We start from the raw sequence: 12,875 nt of genomic DNA, 5'->3' as shown, positions 1-12,875 counted from the left end.
GCACTGCCGTTTTCCTTGCCGGTGAAGTAGCCGAGGTTGGCGCCCAGGGTCCAGTCGCCGATGGGCTGGCTGTGGGTCAGGTTGAAATATTGTTGCTGGTAGATGTCGGACAGTTCCGCGTACCACACGCCGACCTGGGTGCGTTTTTCGTTGAAGGCGTATTCACCGCCACCGAAGTTGAAACGGTCGGAGGTGAACGCGCCGCGGCCGTTCATGGACATGTCCTCCATGCTCGCGTCGTTGCGCGGGCTGTTGGCGCGGAACTGGCCACCGTACAGCGTCAGGCCGCTGATTTCGGTGGAGGTCACCTGGCCGCCACGGAAGGTTTGCGGCAGGGAGCGACCGTCGTCGGAGCGCAGGATCGGCAGCACAGGCATCCATTCGCCGACCTTCAATTCGGTCTTCGACACCTTGGCCTTCAGGGCCACGCCCAAACGGCCGAAGTCGTCGGCCGGGCGGCCGTCGTCATGCACCGGCAGCAGTTGAGTGCCGGTGGTGCCGCGCCCGCCGTCGAGCTTGAGCGAGTACGTGCCGAGCACGTCCACGCCGAAACCGACCACGCCCTGGGTGAAACCGGACTTGGCGTCGAGGATGAAACTCTGGGTCCATTCCTCGGCTTTGCCTTGGGCATTGTTCGGGTTGGTGAAGTTACGGTTGAAATAGGCGTTGCGCAGGTTCAGCGTGGCTTTGGCATCATCGACGAAGCCTTCGGCGCTGGCGGTCATCGGGAGAAACAGAGACAGGCTGCTGCAACCGAGCAGGATCAGTGCAGGGCTGGTGTTGAGAAGGGTACGGTGGTTTGGACGGTGCTCGGGCGAAAAACGGACACGTGTGCTCACTATGACGCTCCCTACTTTTTTGTTGTTTTTATTTGTTATACGTCGTCGTACAACATGAGGGCGATTATTTGGAAGCCGCACGTCGTTGTCAACTGGCCATTATCGGAATTATCCAAGCCGAGGGTGCTTAAAAATGAGGCGTTTCGATGGTTGCAGGTGAGCGAAGTGAAGATAGAAGGCTTTGACGCCAGGCCTGTACGGGACTCTGAGAACAGTTGTGCGGGGTGTAGTTGTGCGATGACTGGTCTAAGACATTAGTCGAATGCCCACGATCTAATGGATGCAGAAGTCTCCTGTGGCGAGGGAGCTTGCTCCCGCTGGACTGCGAAGCAGGCCCAAGTTCTTTGTTTCAGCACAAATTTTTGGGGCGGCTTCGCCACCCAGCGGGAGCAAGCTCCCTCGCCACAGGTGTGCTGTTGACCCTATTCCCAGTCCAAACAGGGCAGTGTTTATCCGAATGTAGGATCCTTCTGGATCGGGCTACGTTGTCTTGCGCCATTGCCTACACCTGCGCCAGAATCCGCCGGCTTGTGCGCCTGGCGGTCGGGTTTTATCGTTTCCGGGTCGCTGAGGAATCAGCGATCGGGTTTGGTAGCCCTGGTGTCGGTGCATAGCGTCATCTCTTGCAAGTGCAATCATGCACTTCGCTTTTTGGTGGCCATGCGCAGGGTCTCTTCGGAGGCGCCGGCTCCGATGCCCGGTCTACCAACCTTCGTATGGCCGCCACCCTAATTCGTTTGGTAGCGAGAGGGTGTTGGCTCCCTTACTACAGCATCGGAGCTTCAACTATGTTCAAAGTAACCCCCAACCCACCGGACACCGACCCGACTCCACCACGCAAAAAAACCAAGAAACTCGACGAAGCCGCCGAGCGCGTACTCGACTATTACCTGAACCCCAAGCCGGACAAGCCCGAAGCCGAGGCTGCGCCCGTCCAACTCTTCACCGTCATCCAAAACGTCGACACCGAAAGCCTGCTCGCCAACCTCAGCGAAACCCTGGCCTCGGCCAATGTCATGGTCAACGACCTGGCTTTCGACCTGGATGGTTCACGCCGGCATTTCCTCCTGGGCATCCAACAACTGATCGAACTGGGCAGCCTGCTGGCAAACCGTGCACTGGACAACATCGAAACCCGTCAGCCGACATAACCCCCCGTGGCGAGGGAGCTTGCTCCCGCTGGGTGGCGAAGCCGCCCCAAAAAAATTGTGCTGAAACAAAGAACCTGGGTCTGCTTCGCAGTCCAGCGGGAGCAAGCTCCCTCGCCACAAGGGCACTGTGCACATCCGCCTGAACATGCACGGTCAAATAGGGAGCGAGCCCCCAGTGTTATCGAAAGTGAGTGAATGCTAACCTTGGCCAACGCTGTCCCCAGGGAGCCCTCATGGGCAATCACAAGATCGAGATTCGTCGCAGTAACGTCGAGAAAATCCTGCTGGCCGCCGAGAAGGTCTTTGCCGAAAAAGGCTTCGGCAGCACCGCCATGGCCGACATCGCCGCCGAAGTGCAATTGCCCCGTTCCAACCTGCACTATTACTTCAGCACCAAGAGCGAACTCTACAGCGCCGTGCTGTTCGACCTGCTGGAGGTCTGGAAGCAGGACGCCTTGTGCTTCGAAATGTTCGACGACCCCCGGGTGGTGCTCAGCAGCTACATCCGCGCCAAGATGAACCACTCCCGCAGCCGTCCCTACGGCTCGAAAGTCTGGGCCAACGAAATCATCCACGGCGCCCCGACGCTAGGCCAGGCCCTGGATGCCAGCCTCTACGACTGGGCCAAGATGAAGGAAGCGAAAATCCGCCAATGGGTGGAAGACAAACGCATCCTCCCGATAGAACCCTCAAGCCTGCTCTACATGATCTGGGCCTCGACCCAGCACTACGCCGATTTCGACCACCAGATCAACATCCTCAACGACCACCAGCCGCTGTCGGACATGCAGTTCGAGCGGGCGGTGCAGACCGTGACCAGTGTGATTTTGCGGGGGATTGGGTTGGAGCCCTGAGGTTTTATGCTGTGGCTTAGGGCCTCATCGCGAGCAAGCTCGCGATGGCGCCAGTCCAGACACCTCAACCTTCAAGCCGTTACATGGTAGGGATTACGCGGATCATGGTTCCAATCCAGAAACGGCTTGCCCGTGTCCACCGTCACCATTTCGATGCAGTCTTGCACCGGGCAGGTGATCTGGCACAGGTTACAGCCCACGCATTCCTCATCGATTACTTCATATTTACGTGTGCCGTCCGCTTGCTTGAGGCTGGCGATGGCCTGGTGTGAGGTGTCTTCGCAGGCGATGTGGCAGCGACCGCAACCGATGCACGCCTCCTGGTCGATTTTCGCGATGACCTGGTAGTTGATGTCCAGGTACTTCCAGTCGGTGGTGTTGCCCACCGCGCGCCCGGAGAAGGCCTGGAGGTTGGCGTGGCCGTGCTCGTCCATCCACCGCGACAGGCCGTCCTTCATCTCGTCGACGATGCGAAAGCCATGCAGCATCGCCGCTGTGCACACCTGCACCGCGCCGCTGCCCAGGGCGATGAATTCTGCGGCGTCGCGCCAGCTGCCGATGCCGCCGATGCCGCAGATCGGCAAGCCGTGGGTCTGTGGGTCGCGGGCGATTTCGGCGACCATGTTCAGCGCGATCGGCTTGACCGCCGAGCCGCAATAACCGCCATGGGTGCTCTGGCTGCCGACGCTGGGCAGGGCGACCATGCGGTCGAGGTCGACGCTGGTGATGGAGTTGATGGTGTTGATCAACGACACCGCATCCGCGCCGCCGCGATGGGCGGCCCGGGCGGCGACGCGGATGTCGGTGATGTTCGGCGTGAGCTTGACGATCACCGGCAACGAGCAATAGGTCTTGCACCAACGGGTTACTTGCTCGACGTACTCCGGCACCTGGCCGACCGCCGCGCCCATGCCGCGTTCCGGCATGCCGTGGGGGCAGCCGAAGTTCAGCTCGATGCCGTCGGCGCCGGTGGCTTCCACCAACGGCAGGATGCGTTTCCAGGATTCTTCGACGCAGGGCACCATCAGCGACACGATCAACGCCCGGTCCGGCCAATCCTTTTTCACCTGGGTGATTTCCCGCAGGTTGATCTCCAGGGAACGGTCGGTGATCAGCTCGATGTTGTTGATGCCCAACACCTCGCGATTGGCGCCGTAATGGGCTGAGTAGCGCGACGACACGTTCACCGCCGCCGGATCCTCCCCGAGGGTTTTCCAGACCACGCCCCCCCAGCCGGCCTCGAAGGCGCGGACCACGTTGTAGGCCTTGTCGGTGGGCGGCGCGGAGGCCAGCCAGAACGGATTGGGGGCTTTGATGCCGGCGAAGACAATCGACAGATCGGCCATTTACGCAGCCTCCACGTTGAGCATGAGTTGAGCGTTGATCGCCTCGGCGGCGAGCTTGCCGTGCTGCACGGCCTGCACGGTGAGGTCCTGGTCCAGGCTGGTGCAATCGCCGCCGGCGTAGACACCGGGAATGCTGGTGCGCAGGTGTTCGTCCACCAGGATTCGTCCGTCCTGGCGCTTGAGCTCCCGGGCCAGCGGGTCCACCAGTGCGTTGTCATCGAAGGCTTGGCCGATGGCTTTGAAAATGCCGTCGGCGGGCAGGTCGAAGGTCTCGGCGCTGGTGAGCAGCCTGCCGTTTTCCAGATGGGTGCGGGAGAAACGCATGCCGCGCACATGCCCCGCGTCGTCGAGCAAGACCTGTTGCGGCTGGGCCCAGGTCAACAGGCGCACTTGATTGGCCTTGGCAATGTCTTGTTCATGGACGGTGGCGCCCATGTCTTCCAAGCCACGGCGGTACACCAGGCTGACGTCCCGGGCGCCGAGACGAGCCATTTGCACGGCCATGTCGATGGCGGTGTTGCCGGCGCCGAGCACGATGCAGCGGTCGGCCAGGGGCAACTGACTGAGGTCGTCGGCCTGGCGCAGTTCACGGATGTATTCGGTGGCGGCCAGCAGCCCCGGTGCCTGTTCGTCGCTCAGGCCCAGTTGTTTGCTGGCGGCCAGGCCGAGGCCGAGGAACACCGCGTCGAACTGCTGGTGCAGGTCGCTCAGGCTCAGGTTCTCGCCGAGTTTCTGGCCATGGCGGATTTCGATGCCGCCGATCTCCAACAGGAAGTCCAGTTCACGTTGGGCGTAGTCGTCCACCAGTTTGTACTTGGCGATCCCGTATTCGTTGAGGCCGCCGGCTTTTTCACGGGCTTCGAAAACCACCACGTCATGGCCGTGCATCGCGCTGCGATGGGCGCAGGACAAGCCCGCCGGGCCGGCACCGACCACCGCGATACGCTTGCCAGTGGTGGCGGCACGCTTGAACGGGTGTTCGCGGAAATGGGCGTTATCCACGGCGTAGCGTTGCAGCTGGCCGATCAATACCGGCGCGCATTCATGGACGTTGTTGCGCACGCAGGCTTGCTGGCAAAGGATCTCCGTGGGGCAGACCCGGGCACAACTGCCGCCGAGGATGTTGGCCGAGAGGATTTTCTGGGCCGCGCCTTGGACGTTGTCCTGGTGGATGTTGCGGATGAATGAAGGGATATCGATTTCGCTTGGACAGGCGTTCACGCACGGTGCGTCGTAGCAATACAGGCACCGGGAGGCTTCCAGGTGGGCCTGGCGCGCATTGAGCGGCGGCGCCAGGTCGCTGAAGCGGGCGGCGAGGGTGGCCGGGTCTTCCTGGGAATGGGGGAGGTGACTCAAGGGCTGGATCATGGAATGGGCCTCACGGTGTTTGAGGTGCTGCCTCTGGTGGGCAGTGGTTTTTTTCGTTGCCTTGATCGTTCCCGCGCTCTGCGTGGGAATGCCTCTGGGGACGCTCCGCGTTCCGCTCTGGGACGCAGAGCGTCCCGGGCTGCATTCCCACGCGGAGCGTGGGAACGATCAAAGGCCCGGATTTCAGCGTTTCACGGCGGTTGGCTTGTTCAACTCCGCCCGCTTGCTCAGCAAATCGAACACCGCCGGGTACGCCGGCCGCTCGATGTAGCGCCCCGCGCCGCGCTCGGCCCGCAGGTCGCCGTCGGCCCACACCAGCCGGCCCTGGCTGATGGTGTGGCTGGGCACGCCGCGCACGGTCTTGCCTTCGAAGATGTTGAAGTCCACCTGCTGATGGTGGGTCTTGGCGGAAATCGTGCGGCTGCCTTGCGGGTCCCAGAGCACCAGGTCGGCATCGGCGCCGACGCGGATCGCCCCTTTGCGCGGGTAGAGGTTGAAGATCTTCGCGGTGTTGGTGGAGGTGAGGGCGACGAAGTCGTGCATCGACAATTTTCCGCTGTTGACCCCCTCGTCCCAGAGCACGGCCATGCGGTCTTCGATACCGGCGGTGCCGTTGGGGATCTTGCTGAAGTCGTCGCGGCCGGCAGCCTTCTGTTCGGCGCAGAAGCAACAGTGGTCGGTGGCGGTGGTGTGCAGGTTGCCGGATTGCAAGCCGTGCCAGAGAGCCTCTTGATGCCCGCGTGGGCGAAAGGGTGGGCTCATCACGTAGCCGGCGGCGGTCTGCCAGTCGGGGTCGCGATAAACACTGTCGTCCAGCAACAGATGCCCGGCCAGTACTTCACCGTAGACCGGTTGGCCCTTGCTGCGGGCGTAGGTGATTTCATCCAGCGCTTCCTTGGTGGACACGTGCACCAGGTACAGCGGCGTGCCCAGGGTTTCGGCGATGCGGATGGCCCGGCTCGCGGCTTCGCCTTCCACTTGCGAAGGACGCGACAACGGATGGGCCTCCGGCCCGGTGATGCCCTGGGCCAGCAACTTGCGTTGCAGGTGGTAGACCAGTTCGCCGTTTTCGGCGTGCACGGTGGGCACCGCGCCCAGTTCCAGGCAGCGCTCGAAGCTTGCGACCAAGGTGTCGTCGGCCGCCATGATCGCATTCTTGTAGGCCATGAAATGCTTGAAGCTGTTCACCCCATGATGGCTGACCAGCTCGGCCATTTCTTCGCGGACCTGTTCGCTCCACCAGGTGATTGCCACGTGAAAACCGTAGTCGCTGGCACTTTTCTCGGCCCAGCCACGCCATTGGTGAAAGGCTTCCATCAACGATTGCTGGGGGTTGGGAATCACGAAGTCGATGATCGAGGTGGTGCCCCCGGCCAGACCTGCCGCCGTGCCGCTGAAGAAGTCCTCGCTGGCGACCGTGCCCATGAATGGCAACTGCATATGCGTATGGGGATCGATGCCGCCGGGCATCAGGTATTGGCCGCCGCCATCGAGCACTTCGACAGCGGCCGGAACATCCAGGTTGTCACCGATGGCCTTGATCACGCCGTCGGCGCAAAACACATCGGCGCGATAACTTTCATCATGGGTAATAACGGTGGCGCCACGGATCAACAGAGACATTCCGAGTTCCTCGCAGGCATGACCGACTGTTGCCGGTTCTTTATGTTTTATCGATCACGGTAGGTAAAGTCGTGGCGGTTTATATTCTTGTCACGACTGTCAGGATTAGACGCTAGCTGGAGTTTATGAAATGAGCAAGATTATTTTTTATAAGCTTATGCGTTAATTAACTTATTGAAATTAAAGGATTAATTTATAAATTCACCAAAATGGTGAGCCTGCTCACCATTTTGACGCACTTGACAGGATCGTTATTTGAGCGAGATTTGTCATGGTAAATCAGCGGCTTGAAAGCGTTGCAAGTGCGATCTAGACACCTTGCGTTGATCCGGGGTGCACCACTTTGAATCTCCCCCTCGACAGGGCGTGAAGGTCATCTAGCCTCAAGGGCGGTAAGCAGGGAGTGAAACAAGGCAATAACGTGGCTTTAAAACGTTAAACATCAAAAGGTTGAAAGGGTTATATCGATCATCCGGTCAGCTCGGCGCATTATCCGGCACGGTTATTGAGTGCCGTCGTGGGTCTGGCGGGGTGGTCGGGAGCACGCGTGCAAGTACTCCGGCCATCGCCCGTCGATGAGCAAAAATAATGAAAACAGTGGAGCGGACATGACCAGATCAACAGTGACCGAGCGCGACGGATTGTTCGAGCTTGAAGCCGGCAGCGACGTCCTCGACAGCCCCCGTTATAACCACGACATCGCGCCGACCAAGGTGCACGAGCGAACCTGGAACAAATGGCACATCACTGCACTGTGGGTAGGCATGGCGATCTGCGTGCCGACCTACACCCTCGGTGGCGTGCTCACCGCCTATTTCGGCCTGACAGTGGGCGAGGCGCTGCTGGCGATTCTGTTTGCCAACATCATCGTGCTGATCCCCCTGACCCTGAATGCCTTTGCCGGAACCAAGTACGGCATTCCGTTTCCGGTGCTTTTGCGCTCATCCTTCGGCGTGATTGGTTCCAACGTGCCGTGCCTGATCCGCGCCCTGGTGGCCTGTGGCTGGTTCGGGATCCAGACCATGTTCGGCGGGCTGGCGATCCACCTGTTTCTCGGCTCGGTGTTCGAAGGCTGGAAGAGCCTGGGTGGCACCGGCGAAGTGATCGGCTTCATGGTGTTCTGGGTCATCAACCTGTGGGTGGTGCTGCGCGGTGCCGAGTCGATCAAGTGGCTGGAAACCTTGTCAGCGCCGCTGCTGGTGCTGGTGGGCGTCGGTCTGTTGGTGTGGGCATTGCCCAACGTTTCATTGACTGAACTGATGGCGGTCCCGGCCAAGCGTCCCGAAGGCGCCGGCGTGACCAGCTACTTCCTTGCCGGCCTGACGGCCATGGTCGGTTTCTGGGCCACGCTGTCGTTGAACATTCCTGACTTCAGCCGTTATGCCAGGAGTCAGAAAGACCAGATCGTGGGGCAGATCATTGGCCTGCCATTGACCATGTTCCTGTTCGCCTCCCTCGGCGTGGTCATGACCGCCGCCTCGGAAAAACTGGTGGGGGTGACCGTCTCCGACCCGGTGACCTTGATCGGGCACATCCAGAGCCCGGTGTGGGTGGCTCTGGCGATGGTGCTGATCATTGTCGCCACGCTCTCGACCAACACCGCCGCCAACATCGTCTCGCCCACCAACGACTTCCAGAATCTTGCGCCGAAACTGATCGGTCGCACCAAGGCGGTGATGCTCACCGGGTTGGTGGGGCTGGCGCTGATGGCCCACGAACTGCTGAAGAAGCTTGGCCTGATTGTGTCCGAGGTCAGCCTGGAGTCGGTCTATTCCAACTGGCTGCTGGGTTATTCGAGCCTGCTGGGGCCGATTGCCGGGATCATGGTGGTGGATTATTTCCTGATCAAGAAACAGCAACTGGACCTGGCCGGGTTGTACCGCGACGACATTTACCCGGCGTGGAACTGGAATGGCTTCATCGCCTTTGGCGTGCCGGTGGTGCTGACGCTGCTGTCCCTGGGCAGCGATGCGTTCAGTTGGTTCTACAGCTACGGCTGGTTCACCGGCTCGGCGCTGGGCGGGGTGATTTATTACGGGTTGTGCAGTATGCGAGCGAGCCCATCCGTCGCTAAAACCGCGGTGTGAGGAAGGGCCTCATCGCGAGCGAGCTCGCTCGCGATAGTGGCCTCAAGTACACCGAAAACATGCCTGAAAAAATGGAGATCCCCATGAACGCAGCCATCGACGTCCTGCAATCCACCCACCCGCACATCAATCGCGATCGCCTGTGGCAATCGCTCATGGACCTGGCCCAGCTCGGTGCCACGGTCAAGGGCGGTGTGTGTCGGCTGGCCCTGACCGACCTCGACCGCCAGGCCCGCGACCTGTTCGTGCAATGGACCCAGGCGGCGGGCTGCACTGTCAGCATCGATGGGGTGGGCAATATCTTCGCCCGTCGTCCGGGGCGCAATCCGAACCTGCCACCGGTGATGACCGGCAGCCACATCGACACTCAACCCACCGGTGGCAAGTTCGACGGCTGCTTTGGCGTGCTCTCCGGGCTGGAGGTGCTGCGCACCCTCAATGACCTGAACATTGAGACTGAAGCACCGTTGGAGGTGGTGGTCTGGACCAACGAAGAAGGCTCGCGTTTCGCCCCGTGCATGATGGGCTCCGGCGTGTTCGCGGAAAAATTCACCCTCGAAGAAACCCTCGCCAAGGTCGACGCCGAGGGCATCAGCGTGGGCCAGGCGCTCAATGCCATCGGCTATGCCGGCCCGCGCCCGGTCAGCGGGCATCCGGTGGGGGCGTATTTCGAGGCGCACATCGAACAGGGGCCGATCCTCGAAGACGAGGGCAAGACCATCGGCGTGGTGATGGGCGCATTGGGGCAGAAATGGTTCGACCTGACCTTGCGCGGCGTCGAGGCCCACGCCGGCCCGACCCCGATGCACCTGCGCAAGGACGCTCTGGTGGGCGCCTCGATCATCGTTGGCGCCGTCAACCGCGCCGCCCTCGGTCATCAACCCCATGCCTGCGGCACGGTCGGGTGCCTGCAAGCTTATCCGGGGTCGCGCAATGTCATCCCCGGCGAAGTGCGCATGACCCTGGACTTTCGTCACCTGGAACCGGCGCGGCTGGATTCGATGATCGCCGAGGTCAAGCAGGTGATCGAAGACACCTGCCAGCAACATGGCCTGACCTTCGATTTGAAACCCACGGCCGATTTCCCGCCGCTGTATTTCGACAAGGGCTGCGTCGACGCCGTACGCGGCGCTGCCCAAGGGCTGGGCCTGTCCCACCTGGACATCGTCAGCGGTGCCGGTCATGACGCGATCTTCCTCGCCGAACTGGGCCCGGCCGGGATGATCTTCGTGCCCTGCGAAGGGGGTATCAGCCACAACGAAATCGAAAATGCCGCCCCGGACGATCTCGCCGCCGGTTGCGCAGTGCTGCTGCGAGCGATGCTGGCCGCCTCACAAGCGATTGCCGAGGGGCGCATGGCGGCTTGAAGGGCCGATGCACTATTGCAAACCCATGTGGTCGTAACCTTCAACGCATCCATGCTTGAAACCTACTGACCACATGGAGACCCAATGAATCAGCAAGTCCCGACCACCGATACCAACCGTCGTCAATTGCTGCAGATCATTGCCGGGCTGTCCGACGGGGTGATGTTGATCGAGGTCGACCAGACCATTGCCTGGGCCAACGCAGCGGCCTTGGCGATGCACGGGGTCAAGGATCTCAGTGAGCTGGGCACCACGGCCAGGCAATACGCCCGGCGTTTCAATTTGCGTTATCGCAACAATCACCCGCTGAGCGACGACAACTACCCCATCGCCCGGGTTGCCCGTGGCGATGAGTTCAGCGATGTGCTGGTGGAAGTCACGCCCCAGGCCGACCCGGATCGGACCTGGGTGCATCGGATCCGCAGCATGGTGCTGGCCGACCGCAACGGCGAGCCGGAGCTTCTCGTGCTGATCCTCAGCGATGCCACCGAATGGGCCAGCGCCGAGCAGCGCTTCGAGAAAACCTTCGGGGCCAACCCGGCACCGGCGGTGATCTGTCGCCTCAGTGACCTGCGTTACATCAAGGTCAATCCGGGATTCCTGGAGATGACCGGCTACAGTCGCGAGCAGGTGATTGGGCGTTCGGTCTATGAGCTTGACGTGCTTGAAGCCGCCGAAAGACGCGACCTGGCCATCGAACGCCTGGGGCAGGGCGCGACCATTCCGCAAATGCAGGCCGAGTTGAAATTGCCCGACGGCACCAGCAAACAGGTGATCGTCGCCGGCCAGCCGCTGGACCTGCACGACGAAGACTGCATGCTGTTTTCCTTCATGGACATGGAGCCGCGACGCAAGGCGGAAACGGCCCTGCGCCAGAGCGAGGAGCGCTTTGCCAAGTCGTTCCGCCTGTCGCCCGTACCCACCCTGGTGTGCAGCGCTGAACAGCAGTTGTTGGAAATCAACGAGGCGTTTCTCCAGACCACCGGTTACGCCAGCGAAGAGCTGCTGGGAAAAACCGTGGAGGAAATCGGCTTTCTCGACAAGGACGCCAGCGCCGCGCTGTTTGCCCGGCTGGAAAAGGCCGCTGCTGTCTCGAGTATCGACGTCAAGGTGCACAAGAAGGGTGGCGAACTCATCGACTGTGAGGTCGCCGCCGATACGGTGCTCATCCAGGACAAGCCTTGCTATCTACTGGTGCTGATGAACATCACCGAGCGCAAGCGCTCGGAGCTGGAGCTGGTGGCGGCTATCGAAGAGGTGATGAAAGACGCGTCCTGGTTCAGTCGGACCCTGATTGAAAAATTGGCTAACGTGAAGAGCATCAACGCCCAGGTGCCCAGCGTGTCATTCACCGAGCTGACGGCCCGCGAGCGTGACGTGCTGGGGCTGATTTGCGAAGGCTTGGCGGACAAGGAAATCGCCGCGCGCCTGAAGCTGGCGCCCAATACCGTGCGCAATCACGTGGCTACGCTGTATTCGAAACTGGATGTCCATAGCCGCAGCGAGGCGATTGTCTGGGCGCGGGAGCGGGGGTTGTTCGCAAACGAATGGCGAATGAAGGCACCATGATAGCCAGTGCAAATGCACCGGGCATGCTGGTGCAAATTCGGGTTTTGCATGGGGGGGCGGTTCCTTAGGCTGTCAGTGTGCGACATCGTCTGTGATGTCGCGTCCCCACGAAACAGTCAAGGAATACGCCACAATGTGCAGTGAACTAACCCAGTATGAGAGCGACAGGATGCCTATGCGGACCAGGAGGTCGGTGCTGTCCACCGTTCATTTGTGCCCCCAGGGCTGAGGTGCATTTCATGACCCATCTGGCCCCCTTGCGCACCCGCCTGGAAGAAAGCTTTACGCCGCTGGCCTGCGAATGCAGCCTCAATGGTGACGGCACCCTCACTGTACGCCTGTATCACCGTGAAAGCGGCGAGGTGGACCTGGTGGTGAGCGGCATGAGTGTCGACAGCGTCCGTTCGGAAGAGAGCATCGCCAAGTTGATCGAAGAGCTGCGCTATGAGCTGGAAAATATCCCGCTGCATCGCAGTGACCCGGTATAAATGATCAGGACAGCCTAATCACCAAAGATCAGGCACCGCACACCTTGTGGCGAGGGAGCTTGCTCCCGCTGGGGCGCGCAGCGGCCCTGGAACCCGGCGACGCGGTGGATCAGGTTGATTGAGTGAGCTTGAGAGGGGCTGCTGCGCAGCCCAGCGGGAGCAAGCTCCCTCGCCACAAAAGCT

The 12,875-nt window shown here is 61.0% G+C and carries 10 protein-coding genes; 6 read left to right on the top strand and 4 right to left on the bottom strand.

The window, feature by feature from the left end; translation table 11 throughout:
- Positions 1 to 725 (bottom strand): OprD family outer membrane porin (locus BLO97_RS28065; protein WP_371856952.1); only part of this gene is annotated, 725 nt, incomplete at its 3' end.
- A gap of 902 nt (positions 726 to 1,627) precedes the next feature.
- On the opposite strand from BLO97_RS28065, the gene BLO97_RS28060 reads away from it, so the two are divergent.
- Both BLO97_RS28060 and BLO97_RS28050 read left to right on the top strand, forming a co-directional pair.
- On the top strand, positions 1,628 to 1,990 hold the full coding sequence (locus BLO97_RS28060; protein WP_092146055.1) for a DUF6124 family protein: 363 nt from the start codon (positions 1,628 to 1,630) through the stop codon (positions 1,988 to 1,990).
- A gap of 233 nt (positions 1,991 to 2,223) precedes the next feature.
- The gene (locus BLO97_RS28050) at positions 2,224 to 2,844 is read left to right on the top strand and encodes a TetR/AcrR family transcriptional regulator (protein ID WP_092146051.1); all 621 of its coding nucleotides are present in this window, start codon (positions 2,224 to 2,226) and stop codon (positions 2,842 to 2,844) included.
- A gap of 71 nt (positions 2,845 to 2,915) precedes the next feature.
- Here the strand turns inward: BLO97_RS28050 and preA are convergent, their stop codons facing one another.
- The 3 genes from preA to hydA form a co-directional block, all read right to left on the bottom strand.
- The gene (gene preA, locus BLO97_RS28045) at positions 2,916 to 4,190 is read right to left on the bottom strand and encodes an NAD-dependent dihydropyrimidine dehydrogenase subunit PreA (protein ID WP_092349294.1); all 1,275 of its coding nucleotides are present in this window, start codon (positions 4,188 to 4,190) and stop codon (positions 2,916 to 2,918) included.
- Positions 4,191 to 5,558: an NAD(P)-dependent oxidoreductase gene (locus BLO97_RS28040; RefSeq protein ID WP_092349291.1), complete on the bottom strand. Its 1,368-nt coding sequence runs from the start codon at positions 5,556 to 5,558 to the stop codon at positions 4,191 to 4,193.
- A gap of 183 nt (positions 5,559 to 5,741) precedes the next feature.
- Entirely contained in the window at positions 5,742 to 7,181 is a 1,440-nt protein-coding gene (gene hydA / locus BLO97_RS28030) for a dihydropyrimidinase (protein WP_092349285.1), read from the bottom strand.
- 608 nt (positions 7,182 to 7,789) lie between these two features.
- Between hydA and BLO97_RS28025 the strand changes: the two genes are divergently transcribed.
- From BLO97_RS28025 to BLO97_RS28010, 4 genes are all read left to right on the top strand, one after another.
- The gene (locus BLO97_RS28025; RefSeq protein WP_092349282.1) at positions 7,790 to 9,268 is read left to right on the top strand and encodes an NCS1 family nucleobase:cation symporter-1; all 1,479 of its coding nucleotides are present in this window, start codon (positions 7,790 to 7,792) and stop codon (positions 9,266 to 9,268) included.
- Positions 9,269 to 9,351: 83 nt separating this feature from the next.
- Complete coding sequence (locus BLO97_RS28020; protein ID WP_092349279.1) at positions 9,352 to 10,635, top strand: Zn-dependent hydrolase; 1,284 nt, start codon at positions 9,352 to 9,354, stop codon at positions 10,633 to 10,635.
- A gap of 84 nt (positions 10,636 to 10,719) precedes the next feature.
- Positions 10,720 to 12,204, top strand: coding sequence for a helix-turn-helix transcriptional regulator (locus BLO97_RS28015; protein WP_072341941.1), 1,485 nt, complete (start codon positions 10,720 to 10,722; stop codon positions 12,202 to 12,204).
- A 239-nt stretch (positions 12,205 to 12,443) separates the two neighbouring features.
- On the top strand, positions 12,444 to 12,692 hold the full coding sequence (locus tag BLO97_RS28010; protein ID WP_092146037.1) for a DUF1652 domain-containing protein: 249 nt from the start codon (positions 12,444 to 12,446) through the stop codon (positions 12,690 to 12,692).
- The last annotated feature ends 183 nt before the right edge of the window (positions 12,693 to 12,875 follow it).

It is taken from the genome of Pseudomonas sp. NFACC05-1, assembly GCF_900100135.1.
Lineage (GTDB): Bacteria > Pseudomonadota > Gammaproteobacteria > Pseudomonadales > Pseudomonadaceae > Aquipseudomonas > Aquipseudomonas fluorescens_Q.
The sequence above is the reverse complement of the archived record's forward strand: the minus strand, read 5'-3'. Positions and strand labels throughout refer to the sequence as shown.